This is a genomic window from Saccharopolyspora elongata (assembly GCF_004348985.1).
GTDB classification, from domain to species: domain Bacteria; phylum Actinomycetota; class Actinomycetes; order Mycobacteriales; family Pseudonocardiaceae; genus Saccharopolyspora; species Saccharopolyspora elongata.
Window position 1 is genome coordinate 13,365 of record NZ_SMKW01000101.1, and the last position, 15,499, is coordinate 28,863.

Below are 15,499 nucleotides of genomic sequence, written 5' to 3' on the forward strand. Positions count from 1 at the left end.
GCGTCTACCAGGCATGGCGTTCTCCTGGCGGCGAAACGACGGAAGCGCGCGGCATCCCCGACCTCGACCGGACCTGAGCCGCACCTGGTCAGCTACTACCCGGCGGGGGCCGTGAGCAGCCGGGACAGCACGCCGCCGGCGCGCATCCACTCCTCTTCGGTCTCGGTGTCGACACGGGCGAGCGCGGCCTCCTCGAACACTCTCCGCCCGCCCCGCCGGATGACCACGGTCAGCGCCGCATTGACGAGCGGACCGGGTTCCAGGCCGAGGACGTCGAACTCCTCGGCGCCGTCCACTTCGAATCCGCTCAGCGACGGGCATTCGACCGGAAGCACGCCCATCGCGACGAGGTTCGTGCGATGAATGCGTTCGAAGCCGGCCGCGAGCACCGCTTGAACCCCGAGCAGCCGGGTCACCTTCGCGGCCCAGTCGCGGGCTGAACCGGCACCGTAGGACCGGCCGGCGACTACGACCACGGGAGTGCCGCGCCGCTCGTAGGCAGCTGCCGCCACGTGGACGGGCATCACCTCGCCGTCGGGTAGCAGACGGGTCCAGCCACCGCCGCGGCCCTCCACCAGCTTGTTGCGGAGCCGGGGGTTCGCGAAACCGCCGCGGAGCATTACGTCGTGGTTGAGCCGCCTGGCGCTGAAGCTGCCAAGTGCACCCGGCGGCACACCGCGTTCGGTGAGCCACTTCCCCGCGGCCGAATCGGGCAGGATGCGCGCCACCGGGGAGATGTGGTCGGTGGTGATGTCGTCGCCGAGGACGAGCAGTGGCCGGGCACCGACGATGTTCCCCTCGCGCATCGGCCCGCTCACGTCGGCGTCTGCGAACGGGGGCCGGCGGATCATGCCGGTTTCGGCTTCCCAGGCGTAGCTTTCACTGCAGGGGTGCGGCAGTTGTTTCCACCGCCCGGTGGTCACGGGCAGCGATGCGCCCAGCACTGGCTCTCCGACAACGCCGACGACAGCGTCGATCTCCTCGTCGGTGGGCCAGATGTCCTGCAGCAGAACGGGTTCACCCGCGTCGTCGGTCCCGAGCGATTCGTGGTCGAGGTCGATCGTGGTTCGCCCGGCGATGGCGTAGGCGACGACGAGGGGCGGCGAGGCGAGGTACGCGTCGGTGACGTCGGGGTGGATGCGGCCCGGGAAGTTCCGGTTGCCCGACAGCACGGCGGAAACGCTCAGGCCGCGGTGGCGGATCTGCCGCGCCACCTCGCCGGGCAGTGGACCGGAATTGCCCATGCAGGTCCCGCAACCGAAACCCGCTACCTGGAAGCCGAGTTCGTCGAGTGCGGACTGCAAACCGCTGGTTCGCAACAGTTCGGCGGTCGCCTGCGAGCCGGGTGTCAGCGAAGTCTTCGTCCACGGGGCAGTGGCGAGTCCGCGTGCTACGGCATTTCGGGCCAGCAGTCCGCCGGCCGCCATGGCACGCGGATTCGAGGTGTTGGTGCAGCTGGTGATGGCTGCGATCACCACGGCCCCATCGGAGAGCCCCTCCTCGCGGGAAGAGCCCGACGAGAGGTCAGCGGGACGGAGTGTCTGATGTGGACGCGAAGGGCCCGCCATCGTCCACCTCGCTCAGGTCCAGCTCCAGCACGTCGTCGTAGTCCGGCTCGGAGTCGTACAACATGCCTTGCGCTGCGAGGTAGTCTCGAACCGGATCGACCGGACGCCCGGTGCGGGCGAGGTACGCCAGGGTGCGGGCGTCGGCGGGAAAGTACGCCATAGTCGCGCCGTACTCGGGCGCCATGTTCGCCACGGTGGCGCGGTCGGGCACCGGTAGCCCGGCCAAGCCCGGGCCGTGGAACTCGATGATCCGCTGAACCACCCCGTGCGCCCGCAACGTGGCGGCGAGCGTGAGGGCCAGGTCCGTCGCCAGGACTCCCGGCCGCAGCGCACCGGTCAGCCGCACCCCGACGACCGCGGGCACCCGGATCAGGATCGGCTCGCCGAGCGCGACCGAGGTGGCCTCGATTCCCCCGACACCCCAGCCGGGCACTGACAACGCGTTGATCATCGTCGTGTGGCTGTCGGTGCCGACGACGGAATCGAACCGGGCCAGCGAGCCGCGGCCAGTGACCACGTCCGCCAGCACTTCCAGGTTGAGTTGGTGGCAGATTCCGATGCCGGGCGGAACGACCCGCAGGTTCGGGAACCGCGTCTGCGCCCAGCGCAGGAACCGGTATCGATCCGCGTGGCGGTCGTACTCGCGGTTGAGGTTCACCTCGGCCGCCTCCACCGTGCCGGCGACGTCGAGCTCCAACGCGTGGTCCACGACGAGATCCATGCGACGGCGGGGTGCGACGAGAGCCGGATCCAGGCCCAGTTCGGCGGCGCGTTCCTGCAGCGTGATCATGTCCGCCAGCACAGGGAGGCCCGACGCGTCCTGCAGCAGAACCCGCTCCGGTAGGAAGGGAATCGACGCTGATGTGTCGCGGTTGGCCAGTGCGCGCACGTGATCGGCCGTCACGGTTCGGCCGTTCTCGTGCCGCAGCACGTTCTCCACCAGGACACGGCTGGCGTAGGGGAGGCGGCCGAGCGGCCCCGCCCCCGCTGCCTCCGCCGCTTGCAAGCTGACGAAGCCGGTTGCGCCCTGCAACGAGCGCACCGCGTGGAACGAATCAAGTTTCATGGCCGCCGCACCGGGCGCTCGTCAGCGCCGACATATGTCGGCAGCAACGGGGGCGGGATCGGCCCCTTGATCCGGCGCCCGGACATGGTCTCCTCCCAGGCGTGGGCCAGGATCCCGACCGACCGGGACAGGATGAACAGGCCACGCCCCAGCTCTGGTGAGAATCCGAGCTCGACGTAGACGACCGCCGTCACGCCATCGATATTCATCGGCACCGGCTTGGCGCGGCCCGCTGCCAACTGCCGTTCCAGTTCCACCGCGATCGCCAGGTGGCATCCCTCGACGGTGCCGGCGGTGACCTGCTCCGCGACCGCTCGCAGGAGCGGGTCGCGCCGCGGGTCCCGGGGGTGGAACCGGTGGCCGAAGCCGGGCACGTGCCGACGTTGCGCCCGGAACTGCGCCAGCTTCCGGGTGACCGCGGATTCGATACCGTCCTGTTCCGACATCTCGCGGATCTCCGCGAGCACCTCCATGCACTGCTGTCCTGCTCCCCCGTGCACGTCGCCGAGCAGCCCGACGCCGGTCGACATCGCACCGTGCAACCCGACGCCGCAGGTGGCGGCCATCCGGGCCGCGGCGATCGACGGCGCCTGAGGGCCGTGGTCCACCGCGGCTACGAGCGCCTTCTCCAGGAGGGCGGCTTGCGCCTCGCTGGGGAGTTCACCGCGGACCATCAGCCAGATCATCGCCGCGAATCCGGTGGTGCCGATCAGGTCCTGAACTGGGTAGCCCCGCAGCCGGATGACCCCGGGCTCGATGTCGGAGACGGCCGTGGACCACCAGTCGGTGACGTCGCGGGTCGAGGTCGTGCGGATGGCCTCCTCTCGCGCGGAACTCATACCGCCTTCTCCTCCCGCAGTCGGGTGACCTCGACGTCCCCGAAGCCGAGTTCGCCCAGGATCTCGTCGGTGTGCTCGCCCAGCTTCGGCGGCCGCGAGCCCGGGGAGACCCGGGAACCGTCCACCCGGGTCGGCGAGCCGAGCACCCGCACCTCACCGCCGCTGGCCGCGGGGGAGGCGATCGCGGTGACGAGCTCGCGGTGCGAAACCTGGTCGCAGGCCAAGGCCTCCGGCACGGAAACCACCGGCGCGGCGGGGACTCCGGTCCCGAGCAGGACCTCGTCCCACTCCACCGCTGTTCGCGACTTCAGCGACGTCTCCAGCTCCGCGCGCAGGACGTCCCGGTTGCGCTTGCGGTCCTCGCGGGTGACGAAGCGCGGATCGGAGATCAACTCCTCGCGATCCAAGACCCGGCAAAGGGTTTCGTACTGCTCCTGCTTGTTCGCCGCGATGTTGAGCGCGCCGTCAGCGGTGTCGAACGTCCCGGACGGCGCGGAGGTGATGTTCTCGTTGGCCATCGGCGCCGGTTCCCGCCCGGCGATCAGGTGGTCCGAGACCACCCATCCCATCGACGTGAGCGCGGCGTCGAGCATCGAGGTGTCGAGGAAGGCGCCTTCACCCGTGCGGCGTTGGCGGATCAGGGCCGATGAGACGGCGAACGCCGCGGCCAGCCCGCCGAAGCTGTCGCACACCGGGAAGCCGACGCGCAGCGGCGCTGTCTCCTTCGTCCCGGTCACGCTCATGATGCCGGCAAGTCCCTGGATGACCTGGTCGTACGCGGGCCTGTCGCGCATCGGTCCCGTCGACCCGAATCCGGAGACGGCGCAGTAGACCAGCCGCCGGTTGATCTCGCGCAACCTGCTCCAGCCGAACCCGAGCCGCTCCAGGACGCCGGGCCGGAAGTTTTCCAGCAGCACGTCCGCGTTCGCCACGAGTTTGGCGAACACCTCCTTGCCGCCCGCTGTCTTGAGATTCACGGTGATGGAGCGCTTTCCTGAGTTCTGCGCCAGGAAGGACACCCCGATGTGCTCGGCGGACAGCTCCGGGTCCGCGCCGAGCTGCCGGGCGAGGTCCCCCGTTCCCGGGGTCTCGACCTTGATCACATCGGCGCCCATCAACGCAAGCTGGTAACCGGCGAACGGCCCAGCCAGCACGTTGGTGAGGTCGAGCACACGCACGCCTTCGAGCAGGTCGGTGGTCATAGGAACACCTCCACGGGGCCGAGGCCGGCGTTGCTGATCTCGCGGGCTGCGGCGGTCACGGCGTCGACGTAGCGACCGACCCGGTCCGCGGTGAACCGCGAGGTCGGCCCGCTCATGGACAACGCCGCGATCACCCGGCCGTCCGCGGCGACGATCGGCGCCGCTACAGCGGACGCACCCAGTTCGCGTTCGCCGTGGGTCACCGCGTAGCCCGCTTCCCGGATGCTTGCGACCTCGCGGCGCAGCGGCTTCAGCTGCAGGTCGGAACGCTGGGCGACGAGATCGCGCAACACCTCCTCCGACACCCCGCCGAGCAGGATCTTGGCCGCGGCCCCCGTGGCCAGCGGGTAGGGCACTCCTACCTCGACGACGCTGCGGACCGTGGCCGTTCCTTCTACCTGGGCGATCGCGATCCGGTTCAGGCCCTGCCGGATGTAGACGTTGACAGTCTCCCCGCAGTCGTCGATCAGGCCGGACATGATCTGCCGCGCCTCGGCACCAACCTCCCAGAGGGAGTCCGCGAGCTTGACCCAGCGCAGGAAACCCGGCCCGGGCCCGTAGGAGGAATCGCCCCGGTCGACGATCAGCCCGAGCGATTCGAGCGTCGCCAGCAGCCGCACCACCGTCGTCTTCGGCAACCCGGTCAGCGCGACCAGCTCGCGCAGCTGCCGGATCGGATGTGCCACGTCGAAAAGCTCCAACACCTCGACGGCCCGCGCGATGCTCCGCACGCCTCCGTCGACCCGCGTGGAAGCGGTGCCAGTCTCAACCATGCCGTCAAGCTAGACCATTATGCGGTTTATGTAAACCACGTAATGGGTTGACGCGGGCGTTGTCCCATGTTTCGCTCTTTGTGCAGCCGATTGGACTGCTCAGCGGAACTCGTTAACCGCTCAATGGTGCGATGGAGAAAGGGAGTTTCGTGGATCGACAACAGGCAGACCTGGTCGTGGTCGGGTGCGGGGCCGGTGGGCTCGCCACCGCGGTCCAGTTCCTGCAGTCCTTCCCTGGCGGCCGGGTCGTCGTGCTCGAACGCACGTCGAAGGCCCAACGTGGCGGCAACACGGCGTGGACCGGCTCGTTCTTCCGGCTCGAAGAGGACGGCACCCCGGCGGCGGACTTCTCCTCCCGGATGCTCGAACTGAGCGACGGCAGGACCGACTCCGCCATCATCGGCCGGCTCGCCGAACTCGCGCAGCCGACCATGACGTGGCTCAACGAGAACGGGGTCGCCACCAAGTCGGACATCACCTACTTCCTGACCTCGAAAGGCCCGCGGCTGATGCCCGCCGGAGGTGGCGCGGCGATCGTGGAAACCCTCGCCGCACGCGTCGAAGCCCTCGGCGGCACCATCGAGTACGAGGCGACCGCCCAGGACCTCGTCCAAGACAACAGCGGCGACGTCGTCGGCGTCATCGCGACGGACGGGACGCGCTGGGAAGCGACCACGGTCGTCCTCGCCTGCGGCGGTTTCGAAGGCAGCGCCGAACTCCTCGACCGGTATCTCGGCGAGCGCGGCCACGAGCTCTCCCCCATCGCACCCGGCGGGCGCGCCAACCGGGGCGAAGGCATCGAGATGGGCATCCGCGCCGGTGCCGCGACCGACGGCCAGTTCGACCGGTTCCACGGCGAGCCGGTCGACCCGCGCACCCGCTCGGCCGAAGCACTGGTCATGGTCTACCCGTACGGAATCCTGGTCGACCACCGCGGGAAGCGGTTCGTCGACGAAGGCGCCGACACACCGGACAACACGTTCGAATCCGTCGCGTACCGGATCTGGAGCGACGCCGACCAGTTCGCCTATCTCATTGCCGACCAGAAGCTCGTGCGCCAGGACATCGCCCGCGCGGTGCTCACCGACCGTGAACCGGAGACCGCGCAGACGCTGCCGGAACTGGCCGACCGTCTCGGCATCGACGCCGCGCAGTTCGTCGCCACGGTCGACGAGTACAACGCCGCTGCCCGGCCGGGCCCGCTCGACATCACCACCCTCGACCGGGTTTCGACGACCGATCTCGAACCACCGAAGTCCAACTGGGCACGCCCGATCGACGAACCGCCGTACGTGGCCTGGCCCGTCACCTGCGCCATCACTTTCACCTTCGGTGGCCTGAAGACCGACGAGCACGCCCAGGTGATCGGCCGCGGCGGCGAACCGATTCCCGGCCTGTACGCCGTCGGCGAGGTCGCCGGCATCTACCACGGTAAGTACCCCGGAGCTACCTCCGTCCTGCGCGCCCTCGTGTTCGGCCGCATCGCCGGCAACGCCGCTGCGGCGCGCTCCTCCGCCCCGATCGCGGCGGCCTGCCCGGAGGGAAGCCGGCCATGACACGACCAGCGCGGGCCGCCGGACGGATGTCCCGGCGCGCTGCCACCGCCAGCCTCGTCGGCACCACGATTGAATGGTTCGACTTCTTCATCTACGGGCTCGCCGCGGCACTCGTGTTCGGCGACCTGTTCTTCCCGTCGGTCGATGCGCACAGCGGTCGGCTGGCCTCGTTCGCCACGCTCGGCGTCGCGTTCATCGCCCGGCCCGTCGGCGCGGCGGTGTTCGGGCACCTCGGCGACAAACTCGGCCGGAAGACCACCCTGATCGCCACCCTCGGCATCATGGGCGCATCGACCGGGATGATCGGCGTGCTGCCCGGCTACAACACGATCGGTGTCTGGGCGCCCGTCCTGCTCGTCGTGCTGCGCCTGCTGCAGGGGCTGGCCGTAGGCGGCGAATGGGGCGGCGCGGTCCTGATGTCGGTCGAGCACGCGCCCACGTCCAGCCGACGCCTCTACGGCTCCGCTCCGCAGATGGGCAGCCCGCTCGGCCTGGTCCTCGCCACCGCCGTGATGTCAGCCGTCTCGGCACTTCCCGACGAGCAGCTGCTCAGCTGGGGCTGGCGCATCCCGTTCCTCGCGGGTTTCGTCCTCGTCGCCGTCGGGCTCGTGATCCGGCTCGGCGTCACTGAACCCGAGCAGTTCAAGGAGCTGAAGTCGGCCGGGGAAACGGCGCGGCTGCCCATCGGCGAGGTCTTCGCCCACGCCCTGCGGGGCCTCGCGGTCAGCATCGGCCTGCAAGCGTCGGTGAACGTCGTCTTCTACATCATCTCGGTGTACTTCCTGACCTACGCGACGACCGCGCTCGGGATGTCGCGCAACACCGCACTGCTGCTCGTCATGATCGCCGCGGTCATCGACCTCCTGATGCTGCCCGCGGTGGCGGCGCTGAGCGACCGGATCGGGGCCCGCGCCGTCCTGTTCGGGGGCGTCGCGTTCACCGCCGCGGCGGCGTTCCCGTTCTTCTGGCTCATGGATGGCGGCCACGCCTTCGCAACCGGCGTCGTGATCACCGCTATGATGCTCGGCGCCCACGCCACGATCTACTCCGTGGTGTCGAGCGTCATCGCCGACCAATTCGACACCCGCGTCCGCTACAGCGGCACCGCGCTGAGCAATGCCCTGGCGGCTTTGATCTTCAGCGCTCCGACGCCGTTCATCGCCGAAGCCGTGGTGGGCGACGGCACCCGCTGGTGGCCGCTCGCGCTGCTGACCATCGCGTCCGCCATCATCTCGGCCCTCGCCGTTGTCGGCACCTCGCAACGGAAACCTGCGGCGGAACCCGCCGCCGAACCCGCTCTGCCCACTTCCGCCTGACAAGAAAGTTTGGGAGAAACACCAACATGGCCACCGAGAACTACTCGATGCTGATCGACGGGAAGTGGCGCGAAGCCTCGGACGGCGCCACGTTCGCATCGGTCAACCCCTTCGACGGCAACGCTTGGGCGCAGGTCCCGGCAGCCACCGCCGAGGACGTCGACGACGCCGTGACCGCCGCCCGGCGTGCCTTCGAAGAAGGGCCGTGGTCCCGGGCGACACCACTGCAGCGCGCGACACTGCTGCGCAAGTTCGGCGACCTCATCAAGGAGAACGCCGACGAGCTCGCCCGCATCCAGGTGCTGGAGAACGGCAAGCTCATCCGGGAGGTAGCGGGCCAGACGAACGCGCTGGCCAACCACTGCTACTTCTTCGCCGGGGTCGCCGAAAGCCCCCTCGGCGAGACCCTCGCCAGCAGCGTGCCCAACATGCAGGTTTTCACGGTGCGCGAACCGATCGGCGTGGTCGCGGCGATCACCCCGTGGAACAGCCCGCTGGCGTTGCTGCTGTGGAAGCTCTGCCCCGCGCTGGCCGCCGGGAACACCATCGTGATCAAGCCGTCGGAGATCACCCCAGTGTCCACTTTGGTCCTCGCCCGCCTCGTCCAGGAAGCCGGTTTCCCGGACGGCGTGGTCAACGTGGTGACCGGCGCCGGCCCGACGGGTGCGGCCCTGGCCGAGCACCGCGGCGTCGACAAGATCGCCTTCACCGGTTCGACCGCCGTCGGCAAGAGGATCGCGGTTTCCGCAGCCGAGCGGCTCGCTCGCGTGTCGCTGGAACTGGGCGGCAAGTCCCCCAACATCGTCTTCCCCGACGCCGACCTTGCAGGCGCCGTCAACGGCGTGATCGCTGGGATCTTCGCCGCGACCGGGCAGACCTGCATGGCGGGGTCGCGCGTCCTCGTCCATGACGACATCTACGACGAGTTCACCACAGCGCTGGTCGAGAAGACCGTGCAGATCAAGCTCGGTGACCCGCTCGATCCGGAAACCGAGATGGGTACAGTCGCCTGCCAGGCCCAGTACGACAAGGTGCTGAACTACATCGAGGTCGCCAAGGCCGACGGCGCGCGCTTGGTCACCGGTGGCGGGCGTCCCGACGATCCCTCGCTGAGCAAGGGGCTCTTCGTCCGGCCCACCGTCTTCACTGATGTCACCAACGACATGCGCATCGCCCGCGAGGAGGTGTTCGGGCCGGTGGCCGTGGTGATTAGGTTCCGCGACGAGGACGATGCCGTCCGGATCGCCAACGATACGTCGTTCGGGCTCGCCGCTGGCGTGTGGACCCGCGACGTCGCCCGCGCCCACCGCATGGTCCGGCGGCTGCGAGCCGGGAGCGTCTGGGTCAACAACTACCGCAAGACGAACTACGTCGCGCCCTTCGGCGGGTTCAAGGAGAGCGGGATCGGCAGGGAGAACGGCTTCCACGCCATCGAGGAGTACACCGAGGTCAAGACCGCCTGGATCGACACCGGCAACACCATCACCGACCCGTTCAACCCAAGGGCGTGATGCGCCGATACCCGTCATCCGCACACCCGCCGACGTCGGCCCTGACCGACGTCGGCGGGCCTTCGGCCGGTCATGCCGCGAGGGTCAGCTGGCGAGCTCGGCCGCAGCCTCCAGTAGCGCTGCCCAGGTGCCGACCGCTGTCGTCGCGAGTGCGAGTTGTTCGCGCGGCGGGTTGGTCGCGAACGATAACCACGCGAGTTCGGGCATGCCGGCAACTGCATTCTTCGACCGCAGCGCGACGACCGGAGATCGGCGAAGATTGTGCACGAACTGCGCATGACTGGTGTGCCGGGTGCGCACGGCCTGCGGCGTCCAGCCCTGCTGGCCGAGGTGCGCCAGGATCGTCGCCGCATAACCCTGGGCCCGGGAATCGGGAAACCACAGGAGGTTCTGCCCCGACAGGTCTGCCCAATCCACAGTGGTCCGGGACGTCAGCTGATGGCAGCGGTGCACCACCACCCCGAGCGGTTCATCGCTCACGGTAGCCGTTTGCAGGGCTTCTTCCTCGATCGGCCGACGTACCAGGCCGAACCCGAGCTCGCCCTGGCGCAGTAGCTCGACCTTGCCCTTGCCGATAGCCTCATCCGCCCTGGTGCGAGGCGGTGTCCGGTGTCCGGGTAGGTCAGCCGTAGTCGCTCGAACGGACGCTTTCGCTGCTGTCGAGCGCCACGGCATGGTGATCGACTGTGCTGTTGCGACTGGCCTATCTGGGTGTGGCGAATGCGTTCGCCATGCTGCGCCTGCTGCCAATGAGAGACCGAGACAAGAACATCGAGATCCTCGCCTTGCGCCATCAGATCACAGTGCTAGAGCGTCACCTCGGTCAAGAGAGGGCGCGGTTCGCCCCAGCTGATCGAGCGTTTCTGGCGGCGCTACTGCACCGGCTGCCACGGAACGTGCTGCGCAAGCTGCGGCTGCTGGTGCGCACGGACACCGTGCTGCGCTGGCACCGCGGCCTCGTCGCACGCCGCCACGCTGCCCTTTCCAAACCAAAGCGCCCTGGCCGGCCACACACCGTCCGATCCGTCCGGGCTTTGGTGCTGCGCCTGGCAAAAGAGAACCCCAGCTGGGGATACCGCCGACTGCACGGTGAATTGCTCATCCTGGGCGTGAAAGTAGCCGCCTCGACCGTCTGGGAAATCCTCAAGGAAACGGGGATCGACCCGGCACCCGAACGGAACTCCAGCACCTGGGCGGAGTTCCTGTGCTCCCAGGCCGACGCCCTGCTAGCTTGCGGCTTCTTCGAAACCGTTACCCTATCCGGATTGAGACTGTACGTGCTCGCCGTCATCGAGCGCACCACCCGGCGAATCCGGATCCTGGGCGCCACCACGCTCCCGACCGCATCCTGGGCGACACAAGCCGCCAGGAATCTCGTCATGGACCTCGAAGACGCCAGCTGCCGGGCGCGATACACGATCAGGGATCGGGACGGGAAGTTCCCCGCGCTGTTCGACACGATCCTGAAAGACTCGGGCATCGAGGTCGTGCTCACCGGGATCCGTGTGCCCCGCATGAACTCCATCATGAAGAGATGGGTGCAGACATGCAGACGAGAGCTGCTGGACCACACGCTGATCTGGAACCAGCACCATCTCCTCCACGCCCTACGCGAGTTCGAGAGGTTCTACAACAAGCACCGGCCCCATCAAGGCATCGCGAACGCCCGCCCGCTATACCCACTCCCCCACCCGATCACCGACCCCGAACAGATCAACCGACTCGACATACGAAGGCACGATCGCCTCGGCGGCATCCTCCACGAGTACCGACATGCCGCATGACCAGGGCGGATGAGGTTTTCGGCAGGGGCAAACTCCAGCACGTGGGCGGACTTCCTACGCTCCCAGGCCGACGCCTTGCTGGCATGCGACTTCTTCGAGACGGTCACCCTGTCTGGAACAAGAATGTACGTGCTCGCCGTCATCGAGCACACCACCCGGCAGATCCGGATCCTGGGCACCACCGCACACCCGACCGCTTCGTGGGTCGCCCAAGCCGCGAAGAATCTCATCATGGACCTCGAGGACACCGGCTGCCGGGCAAGGTTCCTGATCCGGGACCGCGACAGCAAATTCCCCGCCCTGTTCGATACCGTCCTGTCGGAAACCGGAATCGAGGTCGTACTCAGCGGCGTCCAGATGCCAAGAATGAACTCAATCATGGAAAGGTGGGTCCAGACCTGCCGTCGCGAGCTGCTCGACCGCACCTTGATCTGGAACCAACGCCACCTACTCCATGCCCTGCGCGAGTTCGAACAGTTCTACAACTCCCACCGGCCTCACCAGGGCATCGCCAACGCCCGCCCGCTACGTTCCTTGCCCACGCCCGACACGGATCCAGAGCAGATCGAGCCCCTCAACATACGTCGACACGATCGACTGGGTGGCATCCTCCACGAATACCACCGCTCAGCATGACCTGCACGGATGCGGTTTTCGGCAAGTGCAGGGTCGGACTAGCCATCACAGCCCGGCAGCGGCGAGCCCAGGGGCGCAAACACGGCCGAAAGCGCACGAAGCTCACCCGATCCGACCAATGACGCCGATATGCGAGCAGGTAGTCCACGCAAACGCTGCTTCCGCTCCTGTGCACGCCTGGCCGACCGGACATGGCTGCACATCGTGGTGTGCAATGCTGGGCAGTGGTTGATCTCGGGAGTGGTCGATGTCGTCGTTCGAAGTGCCGCGAGAAGGCATCTTCATCAGTTACCGCCGAGGCGACGATCCGCACGCGGCGGCGCGCCTGCGCGATGGGGCTGTCAGCCGGTTTGGCAAGGACCGGGTGTTCTTCGACGTGGGGCTGGCTCCTGGGCTGGACTACATCGACGCCATCGAGGAAGCGCTCGATTCCTGCGCGGTCCTGTTCGCGGTGATCGGCCCCAGATGGGCGGACATCGCCGATAAGCAAGGCAAGCGGCGGTTGGACGAACCAACCGACCTGGTGGTTCGCGAGATCGCAACGGCGTTGCACAATGGCGTTCGGGTCGTCCCGGTCCTACTTGACGGCACCGAGATGCCGACCAGCTCAGACTTGCCGGCCAAGTTGAGACCCTTGGTTCGACGGAACGCAGCAACGGTTAGGCACGACACGTTTGAGAGCGATCTCGGTAAGCTGCTGACATCACTTGAACCCCACTTGCGAAATCGAGAACTTCCCGCGACACAGCCGGGGGGCGCGAAACCGAGCCGTACGGCCGAAATGATCATCCGGCAGACCACCGAGCTGGTGCCCGGCTCGGCAGCGTTCCGCTCGACTATCCCAGATGATCCGCCTGCTCGACGTGAGCTGCTGCTGCGTCTCACCGAGTGGGCAGAACAGCTGGCGCAGGAACAACTCGTCGCTCCTGCCACCTTCTATGGAAAGACGAGAACAACCCTGCTTCTCCGCATCGATGGCAAGAGCGGTTTGGTCACCGTCTACAACGACGCCAAGACAGCCTATCTCCAGTTCAGCCGAAGCGTTTTCGAACGCTTCGCGCCCGACTCGATCCCAGTCGTGGAATCCCTGATCAGATCCCGGGTCGGTCAAGGCACCACCACGCGTGACGTTTCGCCTGAGCTCCTCGACGCACTTACCCAGGCATACCGCGAAGCAGCTACTTAGAGTTCCTAACAGAATGATCACTTGTAGTGACTGGCATTCCCTGATGGTTGATCATGATCGTGTGAAGAAGGGTGAGCAGCCGCCATGGATCGTGTCCGACGAGCTGTGGGAGCGAATCGAGCCGTTGTTGCCGCGCTGGGAGAACGCGCTGCCCAAGCTGGGCCGCAAGCGGCTGCCGGACCGGCTGGTCTTGCAGGGCATCCTGTTCGTGCTGCATACCGGGATCCAGTGGGAGTTCCTACCCCAGGAGCTGGGGTTCGGATCCGGAATGACCTGCTGGCGGCGCCTGGCGGAATGGAACGAGGCCGGGGTGTGGCAGCGGCTGCACGAGGAGCTTTTGGCCGAGCTGAACGCGGCCGGGAAGCTGGACTGGTCGCGTGCGGTGATCGACAGCTCGCATGTGCGGGCGGCGCGACGCGGCCCAAAAGCGGCCCGAGCCCGGTCGACCGCGCCCGGCCAGGCTCCAAGCACCACGTGATCACCGAGGGCGGCGGCATTCCGACGGCATTCAGCCTGACCGGCGGCAACGTCAATGACGTCACCCAGCTCCTCCCGCTGGTCGAGGCAATCCCGCCCGTGCGAGGCAAGCGCGGGCGCCCCCGCCGCCGACCCGACGCGCTGTACGCCGACCGCGCCTACGACTCCGCCCAACACCGGGACGAGTTGCGCGCCAAGGGAATCGACCCGCAGATCGCCGAACGCGGAACCGGCCACGGCTCCGGACTCGGCGTGATCAGGTGGGTCGTCGAGCGCACAATCGCCTGGTACCACGGCATGCGACGCCTCCGCATCCGCTGGGAACGCCGCGACGACATCCACGAAGCGTTCCTCGGCCTGGCCACCTGCATCATCTGCTACCGACACATCAAGACCCTTTGTTAGGAACCCTAAGAGGGCGCTTGATCTTCGGGAACGCCGGGAGTCGTTCGGGTCTGCCCAGCATTCATTGCAGATGGGGGGCACCGAGGTGTCAGAGGAGTCGAGCCTACGGTAGCGCGATTCAAGCGGTCGGCGGACCGACGCGTAGGAAGCTGGCAATGCGCCACTTGATCAACCACACCAGCGGTGGGGCTGACTGTCCTCGATAGAACGCGATCGGATCGGTCGGCTGGCCGCCGGTTTCGATCTGGAAGTGGAGGTGCGGTCCAGTGGATTCCCCACGATTGCCAACTTCGACGATCACCTGTCCTGTTTGGATAGTCTGGCCTGACTGAACGCGGTTGCGGTCGTTGTGTCCGTAGGCCGTGATGCCCCCGTTGGCGTGCTGGATGCGTACCCAGAGTCCGTAGCCATTGGCTGGACCAGAGTCGATGACAGTGCCTGAACTTGCCGCGACGATCGGGGTGCCGATGGACGTGGCGATGTCCTGACCTCGGTGAAAGTCGCCACCGCGTGATCCGAATCCCGAGCTGCATGTGTCGTGCGTCGGCACGACCCTATCCACCTCGCTAGGGCGTGCTCTGTTGTACCGCCTTGTAGGCGTTCGCCTGGTCAAGGACTTTGCGCACGTACCAGTCGGCATGGTTGTAGGTGAAGATCGCGCCGTAGATGCCGTGGCCGTCGCGTGCTCCCCGAGTCGCATAAGTACGCGGCGGTGTGGATCGCGTCATGGGGGTTGTATCGCGCGACACCCGCCTGCGCGCCCGACGGAAGCACACCGCCATCGCGACTATGGGGTCGCGGTCGATATCTGCCCGTCACGGCGCGGGAACCGCAAGGGCGTGGTGGAGAAGGCCAACCACTCCGCAGCGCAACGCTGGTGGCGCACCCTGGGCGACGACGCCACGATCGCCGCCGCATGACGGGCACGTCGTGGCCCTGGAACGCGCCGCGCTGGCGTCGTTCTCGGACGCCCGGCCGTGTTCCCACAAGACTCGCCGCCCGATCTCGGAGGCTGCGATGGCCGAGGCAGCACGACTGCGCGGCCTGGACGCGACCTGTGGGGTTCCACAAGTCGGTTCACGGCCTGCGACCTGCATATTCCGGTGTCCCCGGCAGACAGGGCATGATCTCGGGCCATGTCACTACGTCTGCTCTACCTGATCTTCGTGCGGCTTGCGGG

14 protein-coding genes and 1 pseudogene are annotated in these 15,499 nt (G+C 67.5%); 7 read left to right on the plus strand and 8 right to left on the minus strand.

Annotated features, from left to right (window positions below; translation table 11 throughout):
* Positions 1–95: 95 nt before the first annotated feature.
* The 5 genes from E1288_RS50000 to E1288_RS41075 are packed head-to-tail and all read right to left on the minus strand — an operon-like array spanning position 96 to position 5,448.
* Complete coding sequence (locus tag E1288_RS50000; protein WP_268952020.1) at positions 96–1,478, minus strand: aconitase family protein; 1,383 nt, start codon at positions 1,476–1,478, stop codon at positions 96–98.
* Between the two features lie 46 nt (positions 1,479–1,524).
* Complete coding sequence (locus tag E1288_RS49395) at positions 1,525–2,634, minus strand: aconitase family protein (RefSeq protein ID WP_268952021.1); 1,110 nt, start codon at positions 2,632–2,634, stop codon at positions 1,525–1,527.
* Entirely contained in the window at positions 2,631–3,473 is an 843-nt protein-coding gene (locus E1288_RS41065) for a citryl-CoA lyase (RefSeq protein ID WP_132494073.1), read from the minus strand. The genes E1288_RS49395 and E1288_RS41065 overlap by 4 nt, the downstream gene beginning before the upstream one ends.
* The gene (locus E1288_RS41070) at positions 3,470–4,675 is read right to left on the minus strand and encodes a CaiB/BaiF CoA transferase family protein (RefSeq protein WP_132494074.1); all 1,206 of its coding nucleotides are present in this window, start codon (positions 4,673–4,675) and stop codon (positions 3,470–3,472) included. The genes E1288_RS41065 and E1288_RS41070 overlap by 4 nt, the downstream gene beginning before the upstream one ends.
* Entirely contained in the window at positions 4,672–5,448 is a 777-nt protein-coding gene (locus E1288_RS41075; RefSeq protein ID WP_132494075.1) for an IclR family transcriptional regulator, read from the minus strand. Before E1288_RS41075 ends, E1288_RS41070 begins: the two co-directional genes overlap by 4 nt.
* 149 nt (positions 5,449–5,597) lie before the next feature.
* On the opposite strand from E1288_RS41075, the gene E1288_RS41080 reads away from it, so the two are divergent.
* From E1288_RS41080 to E1288_RS41090, 3 genes are read left to right on the plus strand one after another with little or no spacing between them, the layout of a single operon-like run.
* Entirely contained in the window at positions 5,598–7,004 is a 1,407-nt protein-coding gene (locus tag E1288_RS41080) for an FAD-binding protein (RefSeq protein ID WP_165968533.1), read from the plus strand.
* Positions 7,001–8,320 (plus strand): MFS transporter, encoded by a 1,320-nt coding sequence (locus E1288_RS41085; RefSeq protein WP_132494077.1) that lies wholly within the window; start codon positions 7,001–7,003, stop codon positions 8,318–8,320. The genes E1288_RS41080 and E1288_RS41085 overlap by 4 nt, the downstream gene beginning before the upstream one ends.
* 26 nt (positions 8,321–8,346) lie before the next feature.
* On the plus strand, positions 8,347–9,831 hold the full coding sequence (locus E1288_RS41090; RefSeq protein ID WP_132494078.1) for an aldehyde dehydrogenase: 1,485 nt from the start codon (positions 8,347–8,349) through the stop codon (positions 9,829–9,831).
* A gap of 84 nt (positions 9,832–9,915) precedes the next feature.
* Here the strand turns inward: E1288_RS41090 and E1288_RS41095 are convergent, their stop codons facing one another.
* Positions 9,916–10,506 (minus strand): LysR substrate-binding domain-containing protein, encoded by a 591-nt coding sequence (locus tag E1288_RS41095; protein WP_132494079.1) that lies wholly within the window; start codon positions 10,504–10,506, stop codon positions 9,916–9,918.
* Positions 10,507–10,517: 11 nt separating this feature from the next.
* Here E1288_RS41095 and E1288_RS49400 point away from each other — a divergent pair, with 11 nt between their 5' ends.
* The 4 genes and pseudogenes from E1288_RS49400 to E1288_RS41115 all read left to right on the plus strand — a co-directional run bounded on the left by E1288_RS49400 (position 10,518) and on the right by E1288_RS41115 (position 14,319).
* Complete coding sequence (locus tag E1288_RS49400) at positions 10,518–11,615, plus strand: helix-turn-helix domain-containing protein (RefSeq protein ID WP_132494080.1); 1,098 nt, start codon at positions 10,518–10,520, stop codon at positions 11,613–11,615.
* Between the two features lie 123 nt (positions 11,616–11,738).
* Complete coding sequence (locus E1288_RS41105; protein WP_207954840.1) at positions 11,739–12,251, plus strand: integrase core domain-containing protein; 513 nt, start codon at positions 11,739–11,741, stop codon at positions 12,249–12,251.
* A 247-nt stretch (positions 12,252–12,498) separates the two neighbouring features.
* Complete coding sequence (locus tag E1288_RS41110) at positions 12,499–13,437, plus strand: toll/interleukin-1 receptor domain-containing protein (RefSeq protein ID WP_132494081.1); 939 nt, start codon at positions 12,499–12,501, stop codon at positions 13,435–13,437.
* A 43-nt stretch (positions 13,438–13,480) separates the two neighbouring features.
* A pseudogene (locus tag E1288_RS41115) lies at positions 13,481–14,319 on the plus strand (IS5 family transposase).
* Between the two features lie 118 nt (positions 14,320–14,437).
* On the opposite strand, the gene E1288_RS41120 reads toward E1288_RS41115, so the two are convergent.
* A complete protein-coding gene (locus tag E1288_RS41120; protein ID WP_235884164.1) occupies positions 14,438–14,869 on the minus strand; it encodes a M23 family metallopeptidase in 432 nt (143 codons plus the stop codon).
* A gap of 16 nt (positions 14,870–14,885) precedes the next feature.
* Positions 14,886–15,047 carry a hypothetical protein gene (locus E1288_RS41125; RefSeq protein WP_235884165.1) on the minus strand — a complete coding sequence of 54 codons (162 nt, stop codon included), beginning with the start codon at positions 15,045–15,047 and terminating at the stop codon, positions 14,886–14,888.
* Between the last annotated feature and the right edge of the window lie 452 nt (positions 15,048–15,499).